The organism is Streptomyces sp. NPDC001222 (assembly GCF_042896945.1).
Taxonomy (GTDB): Bacteria; Actinomycetota; Actinomycetes; order Streptomycetales; family Streptomycetaceae; genus Streptomyces; species Streptomyces gibsoniae.
The window spans coordinates 60762-86825 of record NZ_JBIAXT010000012.1 but is presented as its reverse complement, the minus strand read 5'-3'; the positions used below and the strand labels follow the sequence as shown (position 1 = coordinate 86825).

Annotated in this window: 25 protein-coding genes and 1 pseudogene; 10 read left to right on the top strand and 16 right to left on the bottom strand. The window is 72.0% G+C overall.

The genetic code is table 11. The annotated features are described in order from the left end of the window. Window positions 1-94: 94 nt before the first annotated feature. Window positions 95-298 (top strand): cold-shock protein, encoded by a 204-nt coding sequence (locus ACFY2Z_RS18395; RefSeq protein ID WP_043442843.1) that lies wholly within the window; start codon window positions 95-97, stop codon window positions 296-298. Window positions 299-906: 608 nt separating this feature from the next. Then, a complete protein-coding gene (locus ACFY2Z_RS18390) occupies window positions 907-1002 on the top strand; it encodes a hypothetical protein (protein WP_390745189.1) in 96 nt (31 codons plus the stop codon). A 21-nt stretch (window positions 1003-1023) separates the two neighbouring features. Here the strand turns inward: ACFY2Z_RS18390 and ACFY2Z_RS18385 are convergent, their stop codons facing one another. From ACFY2Z_RS18385 to ACFY2Z_RS18370, 4 genes are all read right to left on the bottom strand, one after another. Beyond that, window positions 1024-2229 carry a cytochrome P450 gene (locus ACFY2Z_RS18385; protein ID WP_311697525.1) on the bottom strand — a complete coding sequence of 402 codons (1206 nt, stop codon included), beginning with the start codon at window positions 2227-2229 and terminating at the stop codon, window positions 1024-1026. Window positions 2230-2341: 112 nt separating this feature from the next. After that, window positions 2342-3358 carry a DUF1259 domain-containing protein gene (locus ACFY2Z_RS18380; RefSeq protein WP_390745188.1) on the bottom strand — a complete coding sequence of 339 codons (1017 nt, stop codon included), beginning with the start codon at window positions 3356-3358 and terminating at the stop codon, window positions 2342-2344. A gap of 285 nt (window positions 3359-3643) precedes the next feature. Next, a complete protein-coding gene (locus ACFY2Z_RS18375; RefSeq protein WP_390745187.1) occupies window positions 3644-5581 on the bottom strand; it encodes an AMP-dependent synthetase/ligase in 1938 nt (645 codons plus the stop codon). 218 nt (window positions 5582-5799) lie between these two features. Next, window positions 5800-7089 carry an acetyl-CoA C-acetyltransferase gene (locus ACFY2Z_RS18370; protein ID WP_390745186.1) on the bottom strand — a complete coding sequence of 430 codons (1290 nt, stop codon included), beginning with the start codon at window positions 7087-7089 and terminating at the stop codon, window positions 5800-5802. Window positions 7090-7175: 86 nt separating this feature from the next. Here ACFY2Z_RS18370 and ACFY2Z_RS18365 point away from each other — a divergent pair, with 86 nt between their 5' ends. The 3 genes from ACFY2Z_RS18365 to ACFY2Z_RS18355 all read left to right on the top strand — a co-directional run bounded on the left by ACFY2Z_RS18365 (window position 7176) and on the right by ACFY2Z_RS18355 (window position 10793). After that, window positions 7176-8480, top strand: coding sequence for a 3-oxoacyl-ACP reductase (locus ACFY2Z_RS18365; protein ID WP_390745185.1), 1305 nt, complete (start codon window positions 7176-7178; stop codon window positions 8478-8480). A 3-nt stretch (window positions 8481-8483) separates the two neighbouring features. Beyond that, complete coding sequence (locus ACFY2Z_RS18360) at window positions 8484-9323, top strand: MaoC/PaaZ C-terminal domain-containing protein (RefSeq protein ID WP_390745184.1); 840 nt, start codon at window positions 8484-8486, stop codon at window positions 9321-9323. 225 nt (window positions 9324-9548) lie between these two features. Further along, the gene (locus ACFY2Z_RS18355) at window positions 9549-10793 is read left to right on the top strand and encodes a YihY/virulence factor BrkB family protein (RefSeq protein WP_390745183.1); all 1245 of its coding nucleotides are present in this window, start codon (window positions 9549-9551) and stop codon (window positions 10791-10793) included. On the opposite strand, the gene ACFY2Z_RS18350 is transcribed toward ACFY2Z_RS18355, so the two are convergent. The 9 genes from ACFY2Z_RS18350 to ACFY2Z_RS18310 form a co-directional block, all read right to left on the bottom strand. Next, the gene (locus ACFY2Z_RS18350; protein WP_390745182.1) at window positions 10790-11476 is read right to left on the bottom strand and encodes a TetR/AcrR family transcriptional regulator; all 687 of its coding nucleotides are present in this window, start codon (window positions 11474-11476) and stop codon (window positions 10790-10792) included. The genes ACFY2Z_RS18355 and ACFY2Z_RS18350 overlap by 4 nt on opposite strands. Before the next feature lie 183 nt (window positions 11477-11659). Beyond that, window positions 11660-11956, bottom strand: coding sequence for a DUF4229 domain-containing protein (locus tag ACFY2Z_RS18345; RefSeq protein ID WP_390745181.1), 297 nt, complete (start codon window positions 11954-11956; stop codon window positions 11660-11662). 100 nt (window positions 11957-12056) lie between these two features. Beyond that, entirely contained in the window at window positions 12057-12581 is a 525-nt protein-coding gene (locus tag ACFY2Z_RS18340; protein ID WP_390745180.1) for a GNAT family N-acetyltransferase, read from the bottom strand. 129 nt (window positions 12582-12710) lie between these two features. After that, entirely contained in the window at window positions 12711-13874 is a 1164-nt protein-coding gene (gene mqnE / locus ACFY2Z_RS18335; RefSeq protein ID WP_390745179.1) for an aminofutalosine synthase MqnE, read from the bottom strand. 111 nt (window positions 13875-13985) lie between these two features. Further along, window positions 13986-14441 (bottom strand): Lrp/AsnC family transcriptional regulator, encoded by a 456-nt coding sequence (locus tag ACFY2Z_RS18330; protein ID WP_355908603.1) that lies wholly within the window; start codon window positions 14439-14441, stop codon window positions 13986-13988. Window positions 14442-14592: 151 nt separating this feature from the next. After that, entirely contained in the window at window positions 14593-15276 is a 684-nt protein-coding gene (locus ACFY2Z_RS18325; protein ID WP_390745178.1) for a UbiX family flavin prenyltransferase, read from the bottom strand. 75 nt (window positions 15277-15351) lie between these two features. Next, window positions 15352-15924, bottom strand: coding sequence for a Uma2 family endonuclease (locus ACFY2Z_RS18320; protein ID WP_390745177.1), 573 nt, complete (start codon window positions 15922-15924; stop codon window positions 15352-15354). Between the two features lie 46 nt (window positions 15925-15970). Beyond that, window positions 15971-16873 carry a menaquinone biosynthesis prenyltransferase MqnP gene (mqnP, locus tag ACFY2Z_RS18315; protein ID WP_390745176.1) on the bottom strand — a complete coding sequence of 301 codons (903 nt, stop codon included), beginning with the start codon at window positions 16871-16873 and terminating at the stop codon, window positions 15971-15973. Next, a complete protein-coding gene (locus ACFY2Z_RS18310; protein WP_390745175.1) occupies window positions 16870-18327 on the bottom strand; it encodes a menaquinone biosynthesis decarboxylase in 1458 nt (485 codons plus the stop codon). The genes mqnP and ACFY2Z_RS18310 overlap by 4 nt, the downstream gene beginning before the upstream one ends. Window positions 18328-18415: 88 nt before the next feature. Here ACFY2Z_RS18310 and ACFY2Z_RS18305 point away from each other — a divergent pair, with 88 nt between their 5' ends. The 5 genes from ACFY2Z_RS18305 (at window position 18416) to ACFY2Z_RS18285 (ending at window position 24700) form a co-directional block, all read left to right on the top strand. Continuing rightward, complete coding sequence (locus ACFY2Z_RS18305) at window positions 18416-18808, top strand: PLD nuclease N-terminal domain-containing protein (protein ID WP_390745174.1); 393 nt, start codon at window positions 18416-18418, stop codon at window positions 18806-18808. Between the two features lie 18 nt (window positions 18809-18826). Then, a complete protein-coding gene (locus ACFY2Z_RS18300) occupies window positions 18827-18997 on the top strand; it encodes a LysR family transcriptional regulator (RefSeq protein ID WP_390745173.1) in 171 nt (56 codons plus the stop codon). 721 nt (window positions 18998-19718) lie between these two features. Continuing rightward, the gene (locus ACFY2Z_RS18295) at window positions 19719-20777 is read left to right on the top strand and encodes a sulfite oxidase (protein ID WP_390745172.1); all 1059 of its coding nucleotides are present in this window, start codon (window positions 19719-19721) and stop codon (window positions 20775-20777) included. 175 nt (window positions 20778-20952) lie between these two features. Next, the gene (locus ACFY2Z_RS18290) at window positions 20953-23082 is read left to right on the top strand and encodes a hypothetical protein (RefSeq protein WP_390745171.1); all 2130 of its coding nucleotides are present in this window, start codon (window positions 20953-20955) and stop codon (window positions 23080-23082) included. A gap of 73 nt (window positions 23083-23155) precedes the next feature. Then, a complete protein-coding gene (locus ACFY2Z_RS18285) occupies window positions 23156-24700 on the top strand; it encodes an ABC transporter substrate-binding protein (protein WP_390745170.1) in 1545 nt (514 codons plus the stop codon). Window positions 24701-24711: 11 nt separating this feature from the next. Here the strand turns inward: ACFY2Z_RS18285 and ACFY2Z_RS18280 are convergent, their stop codons facing one another. The 3 genes and pseudogenes from ACFY2Z_RS18280 to ACFY2Z_RS18270 form a co-directional block, all read right to left on the bottom strand. Further along, on the bottom strand, window positions 24712-25122 hold the full coding sequence (locus tag ACFY2Z_RS18280) for an SRPBCC domain-containing protein (RefSeq protein ID WP_390745169.1): 411 nt from the start codon (window positions 25120-25122) through the stop codon (window positions 24712-24714). A 139-nt stretch (window positions 25123-25261) separates the two neighbouring features. Beyond that, a pseudogene (locus tag ACFY2Z_RS18275) lies at window positions 25262-25552 on the bottom strand (CU044_5270 family protein); the annotation flags it as partial. Window positions 25553-25675: 123 nt separating this feature from the next. Further along, complete coding sequence (locus ACFY2Z_RS18270) at window positions 25676-25987, bottom strand: hypothetical protein (RefSeq protein ID WP_390745168.1); 312 nt, start codon at window positions 25985-25987, stop codon at window positions 25676-25678. Window positions 25988-26064 lie beyond the last annotated feature (77 nt).

Sequence of the window (26064 nt, the reverse complement as noted above, 5' to 3'; positions counted from 1 at the left end):
TCGTCGTTTTCAGAGACATGCAGTTGTGCGGCGCTTCAGTTTTCACACTTGCAGGTTCTGGAGCAGGGCAACCCTTTGGGCCCAAGGAGGGCTTATGGCTACCGGAACCGTGAAGTGGTTCAACGCCGAAAAGGGCTTTGGTTTCATCGCCCAGGAAGGCGGCGGCCCCGACGTCTTCGTCCACTACTCCGCGATCAACGCGAACGGTTTCCGCTCGCTCGAGGAGAACCAGCAGGTGAGCTTCGACGTGACCCAGGGCCCGAAGGGCCCGCAGGCGGAGAACGTCACGGCCATCTGAGTCGCTGACCCGGAGTTTTCGGTCTTCGGTTCCAGGCCTTCGGCTCACCGGCCTGCCGGCCCATCGAGTCCGATGCTTTGATCCGGAACGGACAGCAGTACCCAAGGAGCCCCACGCGCCGTCCGGCGCAGGGGGCTCCTGCTTTTTGCGCACGCCTTTCCCCGCCGGTCTCCCACCGGTTCCCCGTCAGGCGCACAGAGACTCCACCGGCCCCGAGATCCCGCTACGGATCACCCGGCGCTCCCGCACCGCGAGCGAAAGACGCACGAGGGCGCCCGAAGGTGCGGAAGGCCGTGGAAGACCCGTAGGCGCCCAGAAGATCCGCTGCCGCGGACGGGCGCCGTGCGTCAGGGCCTCCAGGACGTGCCGGGTCTTCGGGCCCCTGGACGGCCTGGCTTTCGCCACCCCGTGCTCCGCCCGCTGGTCCTCACCCGGGCGCCCCTCGCCCACCGCTTCGCCGCCTTCCACGCCCTCGCGGCGGTGAGCACCGGCACGCTGTACGCCTGGTACCGGGCGGCGGCCAGCGCAGGCCCCGACGAGGGGGCCGCGGTGGCGCCGGCCGAGGCGGCCCCGGAGACGCGCCACCGCAGCGCGTCTCCCGCAAGACGGTGGAGGCGCACCTCACCCGTGTCCACCGCAAGCTCCAGGTCCGCTCCCGAACCGAGCTGACCCGTCTGCTGACGGCGGCGGGCCTGCTCGACTGAGCCGTCCCGGCCGGGTGGCCGCTACCACTCCACCGGCAGCTCCAGCGGGAAGCGGCGGATCGTCTCCGTGTCCCAGCGGATCTCCCCCGGCGGTACGGCGAGCCGCAGTTCGGGGAAGCGGTCCAGGAGCCGGCCGATGGCCACTTCCAGTTCCGCCATGGCCATCGGTACGGCGATGCACCGGTGGCCGCCCCAGCCGAAGGTCATATGGGGCAGGGTGGGCCGCTCGGGGTCGATGAGGTCCGGGTCGGGGTAGCGCTCCGGGTCGCGGTTCGCGGTCAGGTACGACACATGGACGTAGTCGCCCGCCCGGATCCGTACCCCGTCGATCTCCACGTCCTCCAGCGCCACCCGGGGAATGCCGACCCCCTTGCGGAAGGGGATGTAGCGAAGGATCTCGTGGAGCGTGGCCGTCAGGGTCTCCGGCCGGTCGCGGAGCCGCTGCATCAGCGCGGGGCGGGTCAGCAGCAGATAGACGATGTCGCTGATCTGGCAGGTGGCCGTGTCCTGCCCGCTGAGCACCAGCGTCAGCGCCATGACCGCCAGCTCCTGGTCGTCGAGCGCGTCCTCGCCCTCCCGCGCGGCGGCCAGCGCGCTGATCAGGTCGGGGCCGGGGGCGCGCCGGCGCTGTTCGACCTGTTCGCCGAAGTACGCCCGCAGCTCCGCCTTGGCGGCCGCGGCCTGCTCCCGGCTGTCCGGGCCGGTGGCCAGCAGCTGGTGGACGTACTCCTGCATCCGGTCCCAGTCCGCCTCGGGGATGCCGAGGACGTCGAAGATGGTGCGCCGGGGCAGCGGGTTCGACAGATGCTCGACCAGGTCCACCGGCGGCCCCTGCGCCTCCATCTCGTCGAGCAGGGTGTCCGCGAGCCGGGTGATGCGCTCCCGCATCCGCTCCACCTGCCGCTGGGAGAAGGCCTGGGAGGCGAGGTGGCGCAGCCGGCTGCTGTGCGGCGGGTCCATCACGTTGATGGACTCCGGGGAGACGATGGGCTCCGGCGTCAGCCGCGGGTAGTCGGTGCCGATGATCGCCGCCCGGCTGAACCGCTGGTCGCTGGTCACCTGCCGCACCCCCTCGAACCCGGTGACCAGCCAGGCGTCGCCTTCGCCGTACGGCAGCCGGATCCGGGTGAGGGAGTCGCGGCCCATGAGCTTCGCGAGCGAGGGATCGAACTCCAGGCCCTCGCTGAAGTCGAACGGGCACAGGAGGGGTTCGTTGCCTGCGGTCATCGTGCGGTCTCCGTTTCGAGCGGCCTTCGTGTTCCGTGCGCCTGCCATCCGTGCTTGGCGAGCCCGTGAGTCCTCGGGCCTGTCGGTTCCGGGCCCGTCGGTCCGTGGGCCGTCAGGCCTCCGTCACCGGCATGACGTTGGTGGCGGCCACCGCGGCGCGCAGGCCCCGGGCGAGCTTCACCGCGTCGCCGACGGCCCAGAAGTGGACGAAGAACAGACGGGGTTCGTCCCTGAGGCCGTGGTTGTGCAGTTCTACGAGTTCGGTCCCGGCCCTTCGCAGGGCCGCGAGGGCGTCCTGCACCTCCCCGGCGACCAGACAGCAGTCACCGCTGACGGCGGCCCGACCGCCGCCCAGCGGCTGCCAGTTGATCGCGGAGGTGGAGCCCAGGCCCGGTGGCAGCACCCGGTCGCCGTCGGTGACGGTCTCCCGGCGGACGAAGAGGCTCTTGTAGATCCCGTCGTCGACGCTGCCCCTGACGCCCAGCGCGGCGTCGATGCCGGCGGTGTCCAGGTCGAGGGGGCGCGGCCGGAGGGGAGGCGAGGGGCGGGCCGGGGGCGGGGTGCCGGTGCGGTCGAGCGCGGCGCGCAGGCCCCGGGCGAGGGCCACCGGATCGTGGCCGTGGGCGTGGATGTGCACCCACCAGACGTTTGGGCTCTGGGCGAGCAGATGCTTGTGCAGCGCGGTCTGCTCGATGCCCCGCTGGTGCAGGACGTCGGCGAACCCCTGGAGTTCGGTCTCGGTGACCACCATGTCGCCCATCACCATCGTGCCGCCGTCGGCGTAGCGGACGAAGGCCATGTGCGACGCCAGGGCGAGCGCGGGCCTGACGTGGACCCCATGGGAGAGGACCGCGAGGTCCCGGCGGGCGAAACCCGTGTGGTACATCACGTTCCGCTTCATGTCGCCCGTCCGGCCGAGCGCGTCCGCGACGGCCTTCCAGTCCGGCAGCGCGGTGGACACGGGACGGACCGGCTCCCGGACCCGCTCCCCTGTCGCCTCGGCGGACCAGGCGCGGGCGCCGGCCGGCGCCGCGGCCAGCAGCGGCGCCACGGCGGCCGCGGCCACCATCCGTCGCCGTGACGTGCCGGTGCCGGGTCGGGCGTCCTGCGGTCGGTGCTCAGCCATCATGTGCGCCTCCTGACGGGATGGAAGCACGCGGGGCCCTCCACACCGGCCAGCAGCGCCGCCGCCCTGGGCCAGATGGCCCAATCACCCGTCGGTCAAGCGGGTGGTGGCCCGGGACGCCGGGCGGCGCTCGCCGTCCCGCCGGCGAGGACCGCCGCGACCACCCGCTCCGGCGCCTCCGGCGGCGGTCAGTGACCCACGTCCGGCAGCAGCGACCGGCTCTTCCGCTCTCCGCGCGGCCGACGGGCGCCGCACACACGCGTCAGCGCCAGGCGCCGTCGCCGCGCCCTACGACATGTACAGCCCCTCCACCTCCCGTGCGAAGTCCCGCAGGATCGCCTCGCGGCGGAGTTTCAGCGACGGGGTCAGATGGCCGGCCTCCTGTGTGAAGTCCACGGGGAGGACCGCGAAGCGGCGGATCGACTCGGGGCGGGAGACCAGCTTGTTGGCCTCGTCCACCGCGCGTTGCAGGACCACGTACAACTCCTCGTCGTCGACCAGGAGTTCCGGTGGTACCGGATGCTTGCCGATCATCTGGCGCCAGTGGATGATGCCCTCCGGGTCGAGGGTGATCAGGGCGCTGACGTAGGGGCGGCCGTCGCCGAGGACCAGGCACTGGGAGATCAGGGGGTGGGAGCGCAGCCAGTTCTCCAGCGGGGCCGGGGCCACGTTCTTGCCGCCCGCGGTGATCAGGATCTCCTTCTTCCTGCCGGTGATCGTGAGGTAGCCCTCGTCGTCCAGACGGCCGATGTCACCCGTGGGGAACCAGCCGTCGGGGCCGGCCGGGACCACCCCGCCCGCCTGCGGATCCCAGTAGCCGCGGAAGACCTGGCCGCCGGACAGCAGCACCTCGCCGTCGGCCGCGATCCGCACCCGCGTGCCGGGCAGCGGCCAGCCGACCGTGCCCAGCCGGGGTTTGAGCGGCGGGGTCACGGTGGCGGCGCCGGTCGTCTCCGTCAGGCCGTACCCCTCGTAGATCCCTATGCCGGCGCCCGAGTAGAAGGCGGCGAGGCGCCGACCGAGCGGGGAGCCGCCGGAGATGACATGGCGGACCCTGCCGCCCAGGGCGTTGCGGATACGGCGGTAGACGAGGGGGTCGTAGAAGGCCCGGGCCGTCTTCAGGGCGCGGCCCGGGCCGGAGCCGGTGCCGTGCTGGCGAGCCTCCGTCGCCTCGCCGTAGCGGCGCGCCACGTCCGCGGCGCGGTCGAACAGCGTCGCCCGGCCGGCGCGCTCGGCGGAGGCCCGGGCGTTGTTGTAGACCTTCTCCAGCATGTACGGGATGACCAGCAGGAACGTCGGCCGGAAGCTCGCCAGGTCGGCGAGCAGGTCCTCCGCCTGGAGGCTCGGCGCGTGGCCGAGCCGTACCCGGGCGCGGATGCAGGCGACCGCCACCATCCGGCCGAAGACGTGCGACAGGGGCAGGAACAGCAGCGTCGACGGCTCGTCGCTGCTCTTCGCGCTGAAGATCGGGTGGAGGAGTTCGGTGGCGTTGTCGACCTCGGCGAGGAAGTTGCCGTGGGTCAGCGCGCAGCCCTTGGGGCGGCCCGTCGTGCCCGAGGTGTAGACGAGGGTGGCCAGGGTGTCCGGGCCCAGGACGCCCCGGCGTACGGAGATCTCCTGGTCGGGGACCGACTGCCCCACCTGCGCCAGGCTCTCGACGTGCCCCTTCTCCATCACCCACACCCGGCGCAGGTCGGGCATGTGAGGGCGTTCGGGGCCGAGGGCCGCCGCCTGGGCGGCCGTCTCCGTCACCAGGGCCGCCACACCCGCGTCCTGGAGGATCCAGCGGGTCTGGAAGACGGAGGAGGTGGGGTAGACGGGGACCGTCACCAGGCCCGCCGCCCAGGCCGCGAAGTCGAGGAGCGTCCACTCGTACGTCGTACGCGCCATGACGGCGACACGGTCGCCCGGCATCAGGCCCTCGGAGATCAGCCCCTTCGCCACGGCCAGGACCTGACCGGCGAACTGAGCTGCCGTCACATCCGTCCAGCCGCCGTCCGCGTCGCGGCGGCTGAGGGCACGGTGGTCGGGCGCCTCGGCCGCGTTCTCGAACGGCAGGTCGGCGAGCGAGCCGTGGGTCACCTGCGGCACCAGTGGGGGCACATACGCCTCCCGCACCTCACCGTTCAGCCGCCGGGTCTCCGGCTCCACGAGAACCGGCCCGCCGTCGTGGTCGAGGTCGACCGGGGCGGCGGGAACGGGAGCGGACGAGTACGAGATGGGCATGGGCAGCTCCTGGGACCTGCAGCGGTGCACTTCTTCGCTGCATGGGGTACGCGCCGTGCGCACCGAGATGTTCAACCGCGGCGCCGGCTCACTGTTACCGCCGGTCAGGACCCGGATCGTACGGGGCCCACGTGGGGAGTCTGTGCGGGTTCGGGGAGGGTCCGGAGGCGGGGGTGTGCGGGTTGTCCCGCGTCGGTCAGGCGTTTGTGCGGTGCCGGTCAGGGGCGTTCGAGGATCGCCGTCACCCCCTGTCCCCCGGCCGCGCAGACCGAGATGAGGCCGCGGCCCGGGGCGTCCCGCTCGGCCAGCAGCCTCGCGAGTGTCGCCACGATCCGGGCGCCCGTGGCGGCGAAGGGGTGACCGGTGGCGAGGGAGGATCCCGCGACGTTCAGCCGGGCGCGGTCCACCGGGGCGAGCCCACGCCTCTCCCAGGCGGCGAGCGTCGCCAGCACCTGGGAGGCGAAGGCCTCGTGGATCTCGACGAGGTCGAAGTCGTCGATGCCGAGCCCCGCCCGCTCCAGCATGCGCGGGACCGCGTACGCGGGCGCCATCAGCAGCCCGTCCTCGCCGCCCGCGACGTCCCCGCCGACGAAGTCGACGGCCGCGGTCTCGTACGCCGTCAGATACGCGAGCGGCGCCAGCCCCCGCGCCCCGGCCCACTCCTCGCTCGCGAGCAGGACGACGGCGGCGCCGTCCGTGAGCGGGGTCGAATTCCCCGCGGTCATGGTCGGATCGGGTCCGTCGGTGCCGAACACCGGCTTGAGGCGGGCGAGTTTCTCCGGCGTGGAGTCGGGGCGGAGGTTCTGGTCACGGTCGAGGCCGCGGAAGGGGACCACCGACTCCCGCAGAAAGCCCCGGTCGTACGCCGCCGCCAGCCGCCGGTGGCTCGTCGCCGCCAGGTCGTCCTGCGCCTCGCGGGTGATGCCCCACGCGCGGGCGGTGACGGCGGCGTGCTCGCCCATGGACAGGCCGGTGCGCGGCTCGGCGTTGCGCGGGACGTCGGGGACCAGATGGCCGGGGCGGATCCCGGCCAGGGCCTTCAGCCGGGCGGCGGGCGACTTCGCCCGGCGGGCCTGGAGCAGGATCCGGCGCAGGGTGTCGTTCACCCCGAGGGGCACATCGCTCGCGGTGTCCGCGCCGCCCGCGATCGCGGACTCGGTCTGCCCGAGCGCGATCTTGTTGGCGGCGGCGATCACGGCCTGCAGACCGGTGCCACAGGCCTGCTGGACGTCGTAGGCGGGAGTGCGGGCGTCCAGCGCGGAGCCCAGCACGGTCTCCCGGGCGAGGTTGAAGTCGCGGCTGTGCTTGAGCACGGCCCCGGCGACCAGTTCGCCGACGGCGCCCGGCCCTTGGAGCCCATGGCGCTGAACAAGGGCGTCGACCACGGCGGTCAGCATCTCCTGGTTGCCGGCCGTGGCGTAGGGCCCGTCGGAGCGGGCGAAGGGGATGCGGCTGCCGTCGACCACGGCGACTCTCCGCACCTCGCCGATCCTGAGGGAACCGCTCATCTCGACTCGCTCCTCACCCGAGGCATAGCCTTACCCCCGGTAACCTTACTTCAGAGTAAGCAGTCGAGCGAGCTGGGAGCCTGACGATGACCGACCGCTATCTGCGCTTCACGGGGACCACCCCGGGCCGGTTCCTCACCCGGCGGCTCGGTCTGCCCCAGCCCGTGACGCTGCATCGCCGGTCGGCCGAACGCCCCGCCCTGGACGGGCCGTTGCTGCATCTGACCGCGGGCACGTCCGCGCTGGACCTCGCCCCGGTGCTGGCCCGGACCGGACCGGCCGGCGGGGACGACGGCCGTCCCGCCGCGGTGGTGCTCGACGCCACCGGCGTACGGGAGGTCGAGGCGCTCGCCGAGGTGCACGCCGCGCTGCACCCGGTCGTGCGCTCGGTCGCGGACAGCGGGCGCGTGGTGGTGCTGGGCGCGCCGCTCGACGCGGCCGACCACCACCAGGCGGCGGTGCAGCAGGGCCTGGAGGGGTTCACCCGCTCACTCGGCAAGGAGATCGGGCGGGGACGGACCGTGACCCTGCTGCGGCTGACCGACGCGGAGGCCGCCGAGTCGACGCTGCGGTTCCTGCTCTCGCCGAGGTCCGCGTATGTGAGCGGGCAGGTCGTCGAGGTGGGTGAGGGGCCCGTCGCCGCGCCCGAGGACGAGGCACGACCGCTCGCCGGGCGGACCGCGCTGGTGACCGGGGCCGCGCGCGGGATCGGTGAGGCGGTCGCGGAGGTGCTGGCGCGGGACGGGGCACGGGTGGTGTGCCTGGACGTGCCGGACTCCGCGGCGGAGGTGGGGCGGGTGGCCGAGCGGCTCGGCGGGAGCGCGCTGACGCTCGACATCACGGCGGCGGACGCGGGCGCGCGGATCGCCGACGCGCTCCCCGACGGGCTGGACGTCCTCGTCCACAACGCGGGCATCACCCGGGACCGCAGGCTCGCGAACATGGCGGCGGACCGGTGGAGTTCGGTGCTCGACGTGAACCTCGCGAGCGTGCTGCGCACGACGGACGCCCTGCTGTCCCGGAAGGTGCTGCGGACCGGGGGGCGGATCGTGGCCACCGCGTCGATCGCCGGGATCGCCGGGAACGCGGGCCAGACGAACTACGCGACGAGCAAGGCGGGCGTGATCGGGCTCGTTCGGTCGCTGGCCCCGCGGGCGCTCGCGGAGCACGGGGTGACGGTGAACGCCGTGGCCCCCGGATTCATCGAGACCAGGATGACGGCCACGATTCCCTTCGCCATACGGGAGGCGGGGCGGCGGATGAACTCGCTGGGGCAGGGCGGGCTGCCGGTGGACGTGGCCGAGACGACGGCCTGGCTGGCCCACCCGGGCTCCGGAGGGGTCAACGGGCAGGTCGTGCGGGTCTGCGGCCAGAGCCTGCTGGGGGCGTAGACCATGACCGCCCGCACCGGCTCCCCCGCGCTGGCCCCGCTGCTGGCCCGGGGCGCCCTCCTCTCCCCCTTCAAGCGCCCCCGGCCCGACGCGCCCTTCCCCCGGGCCCGGCTCGTGCGGCCCGGGGCGCGGATCGACGCGGACCTGCTCGCCGCCTACGAGCGGGTCTGCGGCTTCCCGACCGGGATCGACGCGCTGCCCGTCACCTATCCCCATGTCCTCGGGTTTCCGCTCGCCATGCGGATCATGGCGAGCCGGGCGTTCCCGCTGCCCCTGCTCGGGCTCGTGCACACGTCCGTCGAGATCACCCAGCACGAGCCGCTCGCCCCGGACGGGGAGTACGACATCGGCGTACGGGTGCGGGAGCTCGTGCCGCATCGGCGCGGCACCGAGGCCGTCGTCGTCACCGAGGCCCACCGGGGGGAGCGGCTGATGTGGGAGTCGGCCAGTACGTACCTGGCCCGGCACCGCACCTTTGCCGCCCCCGCCGCGGCACCTCCGCCGTCCGGGCACCCCCCGCTGCCCGCCCTCGCCGAATGGCGTCTCGCCGACGACGTGGGGCGGCGCTACGCAGCCGTCTCCGGGGACAGCAACCCCATCCATCTGCATCCCCTCACCGCCCGTCTGTTCGGTTTCCCACGGGCCATCGCGCACGGCATGTGGACCGTCGCCCGGTGCCTCGCCGAGCAGCCCGCCGGTACCGCCGTGCACATGCGCGCCGAGTTCCGGGCGCCCGTCCTGCTCCCGGGCACCGTGACCTACGCGGCGGACGGCGGGCGCTTCGCCCTGCGCGGCGGGGACCGGCTCCACCTCAGCGGCGAGATACGGCGGCTGCGGGAGTGAGCGTCCGGCGCCGGCCGCCGTAGGAGGTGCTCCGGCCGGGAATTCCGGCCGGACGCCTTCCCGACCGAAGCGGAAGTCCGGCGGAGTCCCTCGGTACCCCTCGGAAATCCCCGGGGAATCACCGGCCGGAATACCGATCGAAGTCCGTGCGGAATCCCGGCGGACCCCCCGTCGGCACGGTCCGGCATCCGCATGGGTCCGCCCCGGAGAGGGTACCGGGGGAACATGGGTGTGCTGGCCCGCCTGGACGGTTACCAGCGACAGCATCGCTGGACGGGATTTCCTTTGGCCGTCGCCTACAAATTCTTCGACGACCAGGCCGCCTATCTGACCGCGCTGCTGACGTACTACGGCTTTCTGTCCCTGTTCCCGCTGCTGCTCTTCCTCGTCGCCCTGCTGGGTTCCCTGCTCAGCGGCAACCCTCAGCTCCAGCAGGCGGTGCTGAACTCGGCACTGAGCGAGTTCCCGGTGATCGGCGACCAGCTCGGGCACAACATCCACTCCTTCCACGGCAACGGAGTCGCTCTCGGCGTGGGTGTGGTGGGCAGCATCTACGGCGCCCTCGGCATCGCTCAGGCCGCCCAGCTCGCCCTGAACAAGATCTTCGCGGTGCCCCGCCACGCCCGCCCCGACCCCTTCCGCTCACGACTGAAGGGCCTGAAGTTCCTGTCGCTGCTCGCGCTCGGGCTGCTGGTCACCACGGCCCTGTCCGCCGGGGAGTCCCAGGCCAGCGTGTTCGGCACCCGGCTGGCCATCGGTCTGCGCCTGGCCGCCGCGGCCACCGCCATCGTGCTCAACGCCGGACTGTTGATGCTCAGCTACCGCATCCTGGCGCGCCGCCGGCTGCCGGTGCGCCTGATGTACGGCCCGGCCCTCGGCGGTGCCTGTGCCTGGCAGGTGCTCCAGTGGGGCGGCTCGTACTACGTCGGCCATGTCCTGAAGGGCGCCACGGCGACCTACGGGCTGTTCGGGATCGTGCTGGGCCTGATCGCCTGGCTCTATCTCGGCGCGTTCGTGTACCTCACCACCGCGGAGATCTGCGCGGTGCGGTGCCTGCACCTGTGGCCCCGCAGCCTGCTGAGCCCCTTCACCGACCGGGTCCATCTCAGCCCTGGCGATCTGCGCGCCTACCGGTCCTACGCGACGACGGAGTCCTTCAAGGGCTTCGAGAAGATCACGGTCCACTTCGACCATCCCCCACACCCGCCCCTCGACGGCGGCACACCGGAGGGCCGTCCGCCCCTCGACGGCGGCACACCGGAGGACCATCCGCCGCCCGACGGCGACCCGACGGACGGCCACCCACCCCCCGACAACGGCACACCGGAGGGCCATCCGCCCCCCGACAGCGACCCGAAGGACGACCACCCACCCCCCGACAACGGCACACCAGAGGGCCATCCGCCCCCCGACAGCGACCCGAAGGACGACCACCCACCCCCCGACAACGGCACACCGGAGAGCGCCTAGTCGTGGTCCGGCGGCGACCAGGGGCGGCCCTCCATGAGGTTGCCGAGGCCCGCCCAGGCGAAGTTCATGAGGGTCGCGGCGGCCTGCCGGGCCGGGACGCCGGGGGTGGCGTTGGCCCACGCCGCGAGGGACTCCGCCGCGCCGACGAGGGCCTCGGCCAGCCCGGCCGTCTCACGCTCGGGCAGATCGGGGTCCTGAGGGTGCCTCCCCGGCCGGGCGCAGCCGAGGACCCGGGGGCGGGCCTCGCGCGCGGCGACGTCGATCAGCTGTGTCACGAACGCGACGATCCCCTCGCGCATCGCGTCGACCTCGGCCGCGAAGGGCTCACCGTGCGTACGGGCCTGGAGGTGCAGTACCGTCCAGCCCTCCGGGTTCCGCGCGGTGTGCGTGAAGAACGCGCACAGCCCCTCCCAGAGTTGGCGGTCGGCGGACAGACCCGGCCGGACGCCGGAGCGCACGGCCGCCGTGAGCGCGGCGGCCTCACGGCGGATGCAGGCGGTGAAGAGGTCTTCCTTGGAGTTCAGATACAGGTACACCAACGGCTTGGAGACGCCCGCCAGTTCCGCGATCTCGTCCATCGACGCGGCCGTGTAGCCACGCCGGCCGAAGATCTGCACGGCGGCGTCAAGCATCTGCTGCTCGCGCACGGCCCGCGGCATCCGCTTGGTCTTCACGGAACCCATAGCCGTAGCGTAAGGCGCCCCGACAACGCCGGTTGCGCACGCAGCGGTGGCTCACCCGTCCACAACCTCAGGACAGAACAGCCAGGGCCTGTCGTCAAACTCCCGTCTGCTCCGCGACGCCATGCACGCGCTCTCGCCGCAGAGCCGCCCTCCGGGCGGCGACGCGAGTTTGACGAAGAGGCCCTAGGACGCCTGGCCCTGCACCCGCGCCGTGTCGTCGGCATCCTCCTGGGCGCGGTTCGCCTCGATGTTGGCCTTCATACGGTCGACCTTGCGCACCACCTGCACCGAGGCACGGTCGCGCTCCCCGCGGAGCAGCACGAAGCTGAGCGGGGCCGAGATCAGCAGGGCGAGCAGCACCATCCACAGGCCGTTGGAGGCACCGAGGCCGCGCGGGGCGAGACCCGAGTAGACGAGGCCCCAGACGACCACGAGGCAGCCCGCGAAGACACCGAGGCGCATCAGCGTGTAGCGGAGCATCGGCAATCCACTCTTCCGTTCGGTGGGAATATCCCTGTTGGTCACCGTCCAGTGAAGCACGCGCGGCCCCCGATCTTGCACGGGGGTGCGGGCCGACCGGTCATCCCAGCGGCAGCAGCATCGTGATGTCGTCGCGGTCGTCCCCGGGCGCCACCCGTATCGCGCCGGGCACCCTGCCGACCTCCTTGTAGCCGCAGGAGCCGTAGAAGTGCTCCAGGCCGAGGCCGCCGCGGCAGGTGAGCCGTATCGCCTCGATGCCCTCGATACCACGGGCCGAGTCCGCGGCGGCCGCCAGCAGATCGCGGCCGTAGCCCTTGCCCTGGTGGCGCGGGTGCACCATCACCGTGTACAGCCACAGCCAGTGCGTCATCAGCCGGTGGGTGTTGAGGGTGAGGAAGGTGCTCGCGGCCACCCGTCCCTGCTCGTCGTGGCCGACGAGCAGCCGGCTGCGCCCCTCGCCCATCGCCGTCAGATGCCTCAGCAGCTCCGGCCGTACCGTCTCCCGGGTGACGGGCGGCACGAACCCGACGGCCCCGCCGGCATTGGACACGTCCGTCCACAGTTCGAGGACGCCGTCACGCAGAGCGGGCGTCATGGGCGGATCGAGGACGAACGTAAGGGGCATGTGGCGAGGCTATCCATTACCTGGTTGCAGGCTCAAGCAAGTGTGGCGCCCCTCACTCATGACCCCTGACCTTCACAGACGAGCAGGCCCCGGCGGGTACCGGGGCCTGCTCGAAAATATGGGAAAGGGTCAGACCCGCATCGGCTGGGGCGCGTCACGGCGGGCCGGGTCCGGACCGTCGTACTCGCGGATGATCTCGTACCGCGTGTTCCGCTCCACCGGGCGGAAGCCCGCGTCCCGGATCAGGTCGAGCAGGTCCTCGCGGGTCAGCTTGTTCGGCGTGCCGTAGTTGTCCGCGTCGTGCGTGATCTTGTACTCGACGACCGAGCCGTCCATGTCGTCCGCACCGTGCTGGAGGGCCAGTTGCGCCGTCTGCACACCGTGCATGACCCAGAAGACCTTGACGTGCGGGACGTTGTCGAAGAGCAGCCGGGAGACCGCGAAGGTCTTCAGCGCCTCCGCGCCCGTCGCCATCTGGGTGCGCGCCTGGAGGCGGTTGCGGACCTTGCCGTCCTGCATGTCCACGAAGTCGTGCTGGTAGCGCAGCGGGATGAAGACCTGGAAGCCGCCCGTCTCGTCCTGCAGCTCACGCAGCCGCAGCACATGGTCGACGCGGTGGCGCGGCTCCTCGATGTGGCCGTACAGCATGGTGCACGGGGTCTTCAGACCCTTCTCGTGCGCCAGGCGGTGGATGCGCGACCAGTCCTCCCAGTGGGTCCGGTGGTCGACGATGTGCTGCCGGACCTCCCAGTCGAAGATCTCGGCGCCGCCGCCCGTGAGCGACTCCAGACCCGCGTCGATCAGCTCGTCGAGGATCTCGGACGCGCTCAGGCCGGAGATGGTCTCGAAGTGGTGGATCTCCGTCGCGGTGAACGCCTTCAGCGAGACGTTCGGCAGGGCGGCCTTCAGCTCGCGCAGCGACCGCGGGTAGTAACGCCACGGCAGGTTCGGGTGCAGCCCGTTGACGATGTGCAGCTCGGTGAGGTTGTCCGACTCCATCGCCTTGGCGAGCTTGACCGCCTCCTCGATGCGCATCGTGTACGCGTCCTTCTCGCCCGGCTTGCGCTGGAACGAGCAGTACGCGCAGGACGCGGTGCACACGTTGGTCATGTTGAGATGACGGTTGACGTTGAAGTGGACCACGTCGCCGTTCTTGCGGGTCCGCACCTCGTGCGCGAGGCCGCCGAGCCAGGCCAGGTCGTCCGACTCGTACAGCGCGATGCCGTCCTCGCGGGTCAGCCGCTCACCGGCCCGGACCTTGTCCTCCAGCTCGCGCTTGAGCCCGACATCCATGCTTCTGCCTCTCCCTTTGGACAAAACCGACCCCACCGTACCTCCGCCCCGCGGACGGCCGGCGCCCCACCCGGCACCACCACCGGGCGGCTACCGTACGGCGCCCTGCGTCTAGCGCGTCTCCGGAAGCTCCCCCACCCGGTTCTCCCACTTCGTGGACAGCACGATCGTGGTCCGCGTACGGGAGACGCCCTTGGTGCCGGACAGCCGACGGATGGTCTTCTCCAGACCGTCCACGTCGTTCGCGCGGACCTTGAGCATGAAGGAGTCGTCGCCGGCGATGAACCAGCAGTCCTCGATCTCCTGAAGGTCCTTCAGCCGGTGCGCCACGTCCTCGTGGTCCGCGGCGTCGGAGAGCGAGATGCCGATGAGGGCGGTGACCCCGAGCCCGAGGGAGGCCGCGTCGACGGTCGCACGGTAACCGGTGATGACCCCGGCCGCCTCGAGCCGGTTGATGCGGTCGGTGACGCTGGGCCCGGACAGGCCGACAAGACGTCCCAGCTCCGCGTAGGAGGCCCGGCCGTTCTCCCTCAGGGCCTGGATGAGCTGCCTGTCCACCGCGTCCATGCGATCGAAGCCTTCCACTGAAGAGGTCTGATACAGAGATCTGGAGAGAGCTGTTGCAGAGGGTCCGAAGAGATCTGTTGCAGAGGTCCGAAGAGGTCCTGAAAGTGCCGCGGGCCGCCGTGGCCTGCCCCGTGAGACGCCCGGCCGGCTCTCACGTCGTACGGCTTCCCCCGCCCAGTTCGCCCTTCCAGCGGCGGTAGAGCCCGTGCTCCACGCCCACCGTGTCGAGCACCCGCCCGGCCACGAAGTCCACCAGGTCCTGGATGTGCGTGGCCCCGGCGTAGAAGGCGGGCGAGGCGGGCACCACGACCGCGCCCGCGTCGTCCAGGGTCACCAGATGGCGCAGCGTCTGACCGTTCAGCGGGGTCTCTCGCACGGCGACGGCCAGCGGACGGCCCTCCTTCAGGGTCACGCTCGCCGCCCGCTGCAGCAGGTCCTTCGACAGCCCGAGCGCGACCCCCGCCACGCACGCCGTCGAGGCCGGCACGATCAGCATCCCCTTGGCCGGATAGGAGCCCGAGGACGGCCCGGCGGCCAGGTCCCCGGCACCCCAGTGCCGTACCCCCGAGATGTCCACGTCGAAGGTCCCGGGCTTTCCGTCGGCGCCGCGGGACAGCCAGGCCCGCAGATCGTCCTGCCAGTGGGCGTCCCGGAACGGCAGGCCCGTCTCGTCGAGCAGCGTGAGCCGGGAGGCCCGGCTGACCACTAGATCGACGCTCTCGCCCGCGTCGAGGAGTCCGCGCAGCACGGCAGCGGCGTAGGGGGTGCCCGAAGCACCCGAAACCCCCACGATCCAAGGCGTACGCGCCGTCTCTCCTGGCTTGACTGGGTTCACGCCCCCGAGCCTATCCGGCGCCGCACACGACCGACCGGCCAAGGTCCCGGCTCGGGGCTCCGGCCGGGGCCGGGGTCAGGACCCGGCGCGCGCCTTCGGGTCCACCGGCAGACGGCCGGTCGCGAGTGTCAGCTTGCCGAGCGGGGAGTCGACGGTCAGGTCGGGGCCGTACGGGATGGTGTCGCGGCCGCGGTAGCCGTCGGGGCCCGGGTTCCACATCATGACGACGTGGCCCTCGAGCGGGTCGAGGACCAGGTAGTTGGCGATGCCCTGGGAGGCGTACCGGCGGGGCTTGACCTCGTAGTCGCGGCGCACGCTCTCCGGGGAGACCACCTCGGCTACGAACTCGATCAGGTCGGGCGGGTACGCGCTGCGGTTCTCGGCCTCCGCCTCGGCCGGGACGACCGCGATGTCCGGGCAGAACTCGTTGGCGTCGTCGAAGGGGAACGCCACATCGCTGACCAGAGCCCACCCCGACGGCAGCTGTTCCTCGAGGAGTGCCCACACCCTCTGGATCGTCTTCCCGTGGAAAGGCCTGACCGGGTTCATCACGATGCTGCCCTCGACAATTTCCGTCACATAGCCGGGGAACATGTCCTCCAGCCTGCTGAGCTGCGAGTGCAGGCGGTCGATGCCCGAGACGGTCACGGCGGCCTCCCTGGGTTCCTGCCCTCGATGGTAGGCCGCACGGTATTCAGACGCCCAGGCCCCGAACCACAAGATCGAGCAGCGCACACACGAACAGGGCAATCCCGATGAACCCGTTGACGCTGAAGAACGCCCGGTTGAGGCGGCTCAGGTCGTGGGGCCGCACGATCGAGTGCTCGTAGACGAAGGCACCCGCCACGATCACCAGTCCGAACCAGAAGAAGAATCCCGCGCCGGTGACGACCGCGTACCAGACGAACAGCGCCGTCACGATCGCGTGGCAGACCCGGGCCGCCCGGATCGCCGCCGGGATGCCGAAGCGGGCCGGCACCGACATGACCCCGATCTCACGGTCCGTCTCCACGTCCTGGCAGGCGTAGATCAGGTCGAAGCCGCCGATCCAGACGCCGACCGCGAGACCGAGGATCACCGCGTCCCAGTCCCACCTGCCGCTGATCGCCAGCCAGCCGCCGATCGGGCCCATGGCCTGGGCGAGGCCCAGGATGGCCTGCGGAAAGTTCGTGAACCTCTTGCCGTACGGGTACACCACCATCGGGATCACCGCGATGGGGGCAAGGGCCAGGCAGAGGGGGTTCAGCAGGGCCGCCGCGCCCAGGAAGATCACCAGGGCGATCAGGGCGCCGGTCCAGGCATGGCGGACCGACATCGCTCCGGTCACCAGCTCCCGGTGCGCCGTGCGCGGGTTCCGGGCGTCGATCTCCCGGTCGATGATCCGGTTGACCGCCATGGCGAACGTACGCAGCCCCACCATGCAGACGGTGACCAGCAGCAGCCGTCCCCAGTGGATGTTCTGGTCCCACTGGTACATCGCGGTCAGCGAGGCGATGTACGCGAAGGGCAGGGCGAAGACGGAGTGCTCGATCATCACCAGGCGCAGAAACGCCTTGGTCCGTCCCGGCTGCGGGATCGCGGCGGAGGCGCTGCTCACAGGCCGTACTCCTTCCAGCGGCGGGTCACCTTCGCCGCCGTCTCCGGGTCCGACAGGACCATCTCGGGCCAGCCGCCGTCCCTCGTGTAGCCCTCCTCGGGCCACTTCCTCGTTGCGTCGATGCCCGCCTTGCCGCCCCAGAACTGCTGGTAGGAGGCGTGGTCGAGGTGGTCGACGGGACCCTCGACGACGGTGAGGTCGCGGGCGTAGTCCGTGTTGCCGAGGGCACGCCAGGCGACCTCGTGCAGATCGTGCACATCGCAGTCGGAGTCGACGACCACGATCAGCTTCGTCAGCGACATCATGTGCGCGCCCCAGACGGCGTGCATCACCTTCTGGGCGTGCTTGGGGTACTTCTTGTCGATCGACACGATCGCACAGTTGTGGAAGCCGCCCGCCTCGGGCAGGTGGTAGTCCACGATGTCCGGCACGATGATCTTGAGCAGCGGCAGGAAGAAGCGCTCGGTGGCCCGGCCCAGCGGACCGTCCTCCGTCGGGGGGCGGCCCACGACGATCGACTGGAGCAGCGGGCGCCTGCGCATGGTGACGCAGTCGATCCTCAGGGCCGGGAAGGGCTCCTGCGGCGTGTAGAAGCCGGTGTGGTCGCCGAACGGCCCCTCGGGGAGCATCTCGCCGGGCTCGAGCCAGCCCTCCAGGACGACCTCGGCGCCCGCGGGCACCTGGAGCGGGACCGTCTTGCAGTCGACCATCTCGATCCGCCGGCCGGCGATGAACCCGGCGAAGAGGTACTCGTCGATGTCACCGGGCAGCGGCGCGGTCGAGGCGTACGTCACCGCGGGCGGGCATCCGAAGGCGATGGCGACCGGCAGCCGTTCACCCCGCCGGGCCGCCACCTGGTAGTGGTTGCGGCTGTCCTTGTGGATCTGCCAGTGCATGCCGATGGTGCGCTTGTCGTGGCGCTGGAGGCGGTACAGCCCGAGGTTGCGGATCCCGGTCTCGGGGTCCTTGGTGTGGGTGAGCCCGAGGTTGAAGAAGGAGCCGCCGTCCTGGGGCCAGGTGAACAGGGCCGGGAGGGCGTCGAGGTCGACCTCGTCGCCGTGCAGCACGACCTCCTGCACCGGAGCGCTGTCCGCCTTCACCTTCTTCGGCGGCACATGGGCCATCGCGCCGAGCTTCCCGAAGGCCTCGCGGATGCCGACGAACCCGTGCGGCAGCTCGGGGCGGAGCAGGCCGCCGATCTTCTCGGAGATCTCGCCGTACGACTTCAGGCCGAGCGCCTTGAGCAGTCGGCGGTCGGTGCCGAACACGTTCATGGCGAGCGGCATGCGCGACCCGCGCACGTTCTCGAAGAGCAGCGCGGGTCCGCCCGACTTCTGCACCCGGTCGACGATCTCCCCGACCTCCAGATAGGGGTCGACCTCGGCTTTGATGCGCTTGAGGTCTCCCTCGCGCTCCAGCGCCCGGAGCAGGGTCCGAAGATCGTCGTAAGCCATGCGGTCCAGTATCCGGTACCGGCTAACCTGACCCCGTCACCGGGGCCGTCCCACGCTCCGCCGTCGTCTCCTGGGGGATCCCACCACCATGTTCAGGTATCTGCCCTACCTGCTGGTCCTGGCGCTGTGGATATACGCCTTCATCGACTGCCTGAACACCCCCGAGGAGCAGGTCCGGGGGCTGCCCAAGGTGGTGTGGGTCATCATCATCCTGCTCTTCGGCGAGGTGCTGGTCGGACCGATCGCCTGGCTCGTGGCGGGCAAGGTGCGTCATGCCCCGGCGAACGGCTCCACCCCCTCCGAGTGGCACCGCAACCACCGTATGGACTGGGTCGCGCCCGACGACAATCCCGAGTTCCTCAAGTCGCTGAAGGAGGAGAACAAGAAGGACGAGGAGCTGCTGAAGGACTGGGAGGCCGATCTGCGCCGCCGCGAGGAGGAGTTGCGCCGCCGGGAACGCGACGAGGACCCCAAGGACTGAGCGGACCGGGACCGCCCGATGGTCCTCCGGCTGCTCGTCACCTTCGAGAAGGTCGCCACCCTCCTCAGCTTCACCCGGGCCGCGACGGAACTGGCCTACGCGCAGTCCGGCGTGACCGGTCAGGTCCGCGCCCCGGAGTCCTCGCTCGGCGCGGAGCTCTTCGACCGGCTCGGCGGCCGCATCGGCTGACCGAGGCCGGCGAGCGGCTGCTGCCCTACGCGCGGCGGATCATCGAGCTGAGCTAGGAGGCCCGGGCGGCGGTGGCCGCTGCGGAGGAGCCGGCCGGCGCCCTCACCGTCGGCACCATGGAGTCGCTGACCTCCTACCGGCTGCCCCCCGCTGCTGGAGTTGCTCCACCACCGCCACCCCGAGCTGCGGCTGTCCGCGGACCACCATCGGTGACGAGACCCGGCAGGCGCTGCGGCTGGAGACGTACGACCTGGGCTCCCTGACGGAGGAGGAGACCGGGCACGCCGGGCCGGAGACGGTGGTGCCGGCCGAGGAGCCGCTGGCCCCGGTGGCGGCCCCCGGAGGACGTACATCAGACCGGTGTGGATGACGCCCCGCCCGACCAGCCGGCCCCGGTCCCCACCCCCGATGGGGGTCCCCCTGCTCGAGCGAAGCCGTGAGCTTGGGGGAGCATCGCGCCGAGGTCGGCGAAGGGCAGGAGCAGCGGGATGCCGCCGAGGACCTGCACCAGGGCGATGAGGTGGGTCCGTACGCCGGTGATGCGCGGGCCGCACGACCGGTCCACGCGCTGCCGGGGCGTCCTGCCGATGGGCCCATCGGCTCCGCCGTTCGCCGCGGCCGCCGTTTCCAGGAGAGACCGGCCTCAGGACGAGGCGAACGCATCGCCTCGGACGGTTCGGGGAACGGGAACCATATGGGCATATGGAACAAGCGCGACAATATGCTGGTGCATGAGGTCGAGCCGTACAACGCCGAACCTCCTCCCGCCGCCCTTCTCGCCCAGCTCACCCCCCTGGACACCTTCTACGGCCGCAATCACGCGCCGATCCCCCGTGTCGACGTGGCCCGCTGGCGGCTACGGGTGGAGGGGCTTGTCGAACACACGCTTGAATTGTCGTTCGACGAACTGCGGCACCGCTTCCCCGAGCGGACGGTGGTGGCGACCCTGCAGTGCGCGGGCAACCGCCGCGCCGATCTCATGGAGTTCCGCGACATCCCGGGCCAGGTCCCCTGGGGCCCGGCGGCCACCTCCACCGCGTGCTGGACCGGCGTGCGCCTGGCGGATGTGCTGGCGGCGGCCGGACTGCGCGAGGAAGCCGCCCATATCGCCTTCACCGGCACCGACGTGTCGCAGCAGGCCGACCCGCCGGAGCCCTTCGGCGGCTCCGTCCCGGTGGCGAAGGCGACCTCCCACGAGGTCCTGCTGGCCTGGGCGATGAACGGCGAGGCACTGCCCGCCGCGCACGGCGCTCCGCTCCGCGTGGTCGTCCCGGGCTGGATCGGCGCCCGCAGCGTCAAATGGCTCCGGCGCATCACGGCACAGGTCGAACCGTCCGACAACCACTTCCAGACCGAGTACAGCATCCTGCCGCCGGAGGCCGACCCCCGCACGGCCGGACCGGACGACGGCATCACGCTGGGCCCGATCGCCCTCCACTGCGCCATCCTGCAGCCCGACCGGGACGCCCGGCTGCCCGCCGGGCCGACCGAGGTCACCGGGTACGCCCTCGCCGGGGAGGACCGGACCGTGGCACGCGTGGACGTCTCCCCCGACAACGGCAGAAGCTGGACCCACGCCGATCTGGACGCCCCGGAGAACCCCTGGACCTGGCAGCACTGGCGCACCACGCTCACCCTGCCCGTGGGCGAGACGGAGCTCCTCGCCCGCGCCTGGGACTCCACCGGAGCCGTGGAGCCCGAATCGCCGGCGACGGTCTGGAACCCCAGGGGGTACGCCAACAACTCCTGGGCCGGTCTGCACCTCATCTGCCACAGCTGACGATCGGCTGAAGCGCGGGGCGATCATTCACGGCCCGCCTGCGGGCGACTGCGGACGGCTTTCGTAACCCAACGGACATCGTGCGCCCTAGTCCGAATCAACTCCCCCTTTTTACACTGCTCTTGGTAGACCTCACAGCAGCACATCGGATCGGACCGCTCCGGGGGGAGATGCGGTGCACAGATCGCTGCACGGCCGGGGGCCGCTGTTCGACGCCGAGCCGCCGGGCCTCGCCGCACGGCTCGTCGGTCTGCGTCCGTACCAGCTCCGCTCCTCGCCGCAGGAACACCAGGGCGATCTGCCGTTCGTGGTGTTCGCGGGCGGGCGCGGCATCGGCAGGACCGCCCTGCTCGCCGAGGTGCGCACCGCCTACCAGGGGCATACGCCCGTCGCGCTGGTCGACGCCGAGGAGGCGCAGTTCACGGCGCCGCCCCCGGAGCGGCCCGCCGAGGCGTGGTCGCCCCTCGCCCAGGCCCTCACGACCGTCGCCGAACAGCTCGCCGAGCCCGTGAAGGGAGCAGGGCGGATCAACTTCCCCCGGCTCGCCTCGGGGCTGCTGGCCGTGGCGGCGGGCGGCTGGAGCGACCGGGACGTGCCGCGGATCCGGCAGGAGGCCGAGCGGATCCTGCTGCTGAACGACGCCCGCTCCTTCCTCGACGGCTTCGCGGGGCGCTGGGTGGGCAAGGTGGTCGCCAAACTCGTCGCCTCCATGTCGAACACCGGGCCCGTCGTCGAGCCGATCATCGAGGCGACCCTGGAATCCTTCAGCGAGGGGGTCTCGCCGACCCATCGGCGGTTACGCAGGGCCGCCACCTGGTACCGGGACTACCCGAACGCCGGCGGCAACCCCAAGCTGGGCCTGATCCTGCTCTCGGGACACTTCCGGGCGGGCGGCGACTCCCGCGCCCACGCCGAGCGCTATCTCGTACGGGCCCTGCTGGCCGACCTCGACGACGCCTACACCGGGGTCATGCAGCGCTCCCACCGGCTGGGCCGCCCGGTCGTGCTGATCGACAACGTGCAGGCACCCGCCGGGCGCGGCCTCCTGGAGTCCGTGCTGCACGACCGCGCGGACGGCATCCGTGACCAGGTCGTCTTCTTCTCCGCCCTGCGCGGGTACACCCTCCCCCACTCCCGGCCGCACTCGGGCGGGGGGACCCCCGTCTCGCTGCGGAACGCCGGGCGCCGCTCCCTCACCGAGGTCGCCCGCACCACCGGATGGGAACCGGGCGCCTCCCCGTCCTCCCGGGCGCTGCTCGTCACGCTGCCGCCGCTCACGCCCGACGACACCCTGCACATCGTGGGCGCCGCGTGCCGGGGCCTCGAGATGCCGCCGGAGCTGCCGCACGCCACCCACCGGCTGACCGGCGGCAGCCCGCTCGGCATCACCCTGCTCGCCGAGTCCGCCCGGCAGAACCTGCCGCGCGGGGCCCGGTCCCTCGGTGCGCTGCTCACCGCGGACGTCGCCCTGCACGCGGACCACGACGGCCACCCCGCCTACCGGGAGTTGCTCGACCGGCTGGTGCCGGGCGGCCGGCTCGACGAGCTGACCGTGCTCGCCGCCGCGCACGACCGGGACTCGGCGCTGGCGCTGGCCGAGGACCGGCTCCCGGACGACTTCGGTGCGGCCGGGGTGCTCGGCCTCCAGGAGCGGCTGACCGAGGAGGGGTGGCCGACGTCGGCCGGGCAGTTCGTCGGCGACCCGTTCCTGCGGGCCCTTCTCCTGCTGCGGCTGCACCATCTCGGCACGGGCCACACGCAGTGGCAGGCGACCCATCGGGCGGTCATCGACCACTACGGCGAGCGGGACAGCCCGGACGCGGCCCGCTACCGGCTGCACCACGAACTGGCCCTCGGCAAAGCCGACTTGGCGGTCGCCCATCTGCGGGACGCCTTCCCGGACACCGAGGTCGGCGCCTGGCTGTCCGAGCTGGTCTTCATCGCCTCCGCGCCCTACTACCACGCACACGATCCCGAGGGCCGCGACTTCGACGGCCACGACCATCGGGCCGCGGTGGCGCTCGGCCGTACGGACCCGGCCCAGCGGCCGCCCGAGGGCGTGGACGACGCCCTGCACCTGCGCGTACGGCGGCTGCTGCACGCGGTGTGGCAGCTGACCGACCCGCTGGTGCTGCCCGACCCCAAGGTGGCCGAGCGGCTGCGTTTCGAACTGGAGCAGCTGTCGAACCTGCGGCCCGGGGGCACGGCCCTGCTGTGGCGCGCCTCGCGCGACTGGCCCTCGGACGCGCTGGCCGGCCGGTCGCTGCGCGTCCCGGCCGACGACGAGGACGGGGGGCAGGGATGAGGGGCCCGGCGGACGGGGCCACGGGGGTGAACGGTACGGGGGCGACGGGTTCGTACGAGGACGGGGGTCGGTGATGGCGGCACGGCTGTGGAGATGGCTGCGCGAGGACGTCTGGGAGATTCGCTTCCGCCGGTATGTGGCGCTGCTGCTGACCGCCGCGGTCATGGCCGCGGCCGTGTGGTCCGGTCTCGTGATGACCAAGGAGGACCGTTCCTGCGCGCCGGGGGTGTCCCGTCCCCAGGACAGCGACGACTGTGTGGGCGTGTCGACGACGGCGTACGACTTCGGCCGTTCCCCGTTCAGCGCCACTGTGCGGGCGATCGACCGTGAGAACCGCCGGCTCAAGTCCGGCAGCTATGTGACCGTCGCGCTGTTCCTGCCGTTCACCGCGTCCGCCCCGGCCAGCCTCAACGACATCCAGCACCAGTTGCAGGGCGCCTATCTGGCCCAGTACCAGGCCAACCACGACACCACGGACCAGTCCCCGTCGATCCGCCTCGTGCTCGCCAACCCGGGTGCGGACGGGGCGCACTGGGGGACCGTCGTCGACCGGCTGGCCGCGATGGCCAAGGGCCCCGACACCCTGCGGGCGGTGATCGGGATAGGGCAGAGCACCGATGCCAACAAGCAGGCGGTCAGGTCGCTGACCCAGCACGGCATCCCCGTGATCGGCACCTCGATCACCGCCGACGACCTGGCCAACGGTCAGGACGGCAAGGACCCCTATCCGGGGCTGGCCCGGGTCTCCCCCACCAACACGGACGAGGCCCGCGCCCTGGCCTCGTTCGCCAGGGTGTCGGGCGGCCAGGCACTGCTGGTGCACGACAAGCCCGGCGACCCCTACACCCGCACGCTCCAGGGCTCCTTCCAGCGGCTGCTGACCGGATCGCGGATCGCGCCGCAGTCCTTCGCCCCGCCCGCCGACCGCACCCTGGACGGCACCACCGGCAACCAGTTCCGGCAGATCGCGTCCGTCGTGTGCGACACCCCGGCGTCCATGAACACGATCCTGTTCGCCGGCCGGCACACCCAACTGCGCCAGTTCATCAACGCGTTGGGGGACCGCGGCTGCACGGACCGCAAGCTCACCGTGCTCACGGGCGACGAGGGCTCCTATCTCACCGGCGACAAGAAACTCAACCGGGACGCCCTCACCCGTAACCTCGCCCTCCGCTACACCTCGCTGGCCCACCCGGACGCCTGGAAGCAGCAGACCCCGGCGACGGGCGGCAGCACCGCGGACGCACGGGCGCTGGACGATCTGATCGCCCGGGGCACGTCCCAGCCGGTCGGACCGATCGGGCCGACGGCCCTGGAGGACGGACAGCTGATCATCGCCTACGACGGGATGCGGCTCGCGGTGCAGGGGCTGCGGGAGGCCACCCCGACCGGCCAGGCGGTTCCGCCGCTGACCGACGTGGTCAACGAGTGGGCGTACATCAAGGGGTCGCACCGGGTGAACGGGGCGAGCGGATGGATCTGCCTCGACGGGCACGGCAACCCCTACGACAAGGCCGTGGCGATCGTGGAACTGACACCGTCGGGCGGGTCGCGGTTCGTGAAGCTCGCCTGGCCGGAGGGCAAGCCGCCCGCCAAGGACTGTCTGCCGCCGGCGTGAGCCCCCTCCCGTCAGAGGACGTCGTCCTCCACGACGGCGAGCAGCCGCTCGAAGCGCTCCCGCCAGCCGGGGTCGACGTCCTGCTCGCTCTCGTGCGTGAACCGCACGACGGTGCCGGCCGGGCGGTCCGGCTCCAGATGGAAGCGGATCCGGCCGCGGCCCTCCACGGTGTACTCGGCGACCCTTTCCACGTCCCAGGCCGTGATCCGGCCCCGGGCCGTGCCCTCCGGCAGCCCGAGCGCCACCGCCCCGCCGAGCCGCGGCTCGAACGGCTCGGCGGCGGCCAGCCACTCCCCCAGACCCGCGGAGGTGGCGAGGGCGGGCCAGACCTCCTCCACGGGCCGGGCCAGGCGCAGCAGGTAGTGGCGTACGTGCAGATCCCCCCGATGCTCGGCGATGCCCTCTTCGATGGGATTGGTCATGACACCAGCCTGGCGCGGAGGCCGGGGTTCCGCACGTGTTACGGACGCGCGCCCGCCCGGTCGGCCACGGTCCGGGGGAGCACCGCACTCGCGCCTCTGACCTGGCCCTTCGCATCCACCTGCCGCCCCCGAGGAAGGTGCAGGTCCGGGGGTCGAAGATCGGCTGCCCGCTCTCGCGCCCGGTCGCCCGGGTGACCGCGACGCCCTTGCGCCCGGCGGAGTCCTCGACGTCGTGGACCACCCGGACGCCGGGGATCGTCGCGGCGGCCCGGTAGAGGGCGGCGCTCACCTCGGGGGGCATCAGGGACTCCCGGATCAGGTCGCCGAAGAGGACGAAGGCGGCGGCGTCCCGGGACGGGCGCTCGTGGTCCACCTCGGCGGCGTCGGCCCGGTAGAGCCAGGAGCGCATCCTGCCGGGACCGGTCGGCAGCTTCGCCAGGGCCCGCTAGAGCCAGAAGCGCATCCTGCCGGGGCCGGTCGGCAGCTTCGCCAGGGCCCGCTACAGCCAGGCACGCATCCTGCCGAGGCCGGTCGGCAGCTTCGCCGCGGCCCGCTACAGCCAGGCACGCATCCTGCCGAGGCCGGTCGGCAGCTTCGCCAGGGCCCGGTAGTCGGTGGCCGCACAGGGCCGGCACCTCACGCTCCGGCCGGCGCAGCGAGGCCTGGCGGCCCCGAGGAGCCCCGGTTCCGCCGCCTCGTCGAGGCGCCCGTCGGCGAAGTCCGCCGCGACCTCGTCCCGGGGCAGCCGGGCGACCGCGTCCGTGTGTCTTCGGGCCGCCCGGCGGGCGTTTCTTGTGACGTTGCCGGCGATGCCCAGCAGCCAGGGGCGCGGGGAACCGCCGTCCTCGTCGAACCTGCCGCGCAACCGCCGGGCCTCCGGCTGTCCGTACGGCGAAGGCCGGTTCCGGTGACTCGGGTCACCGGAACCGGCCTTCGCCGAAA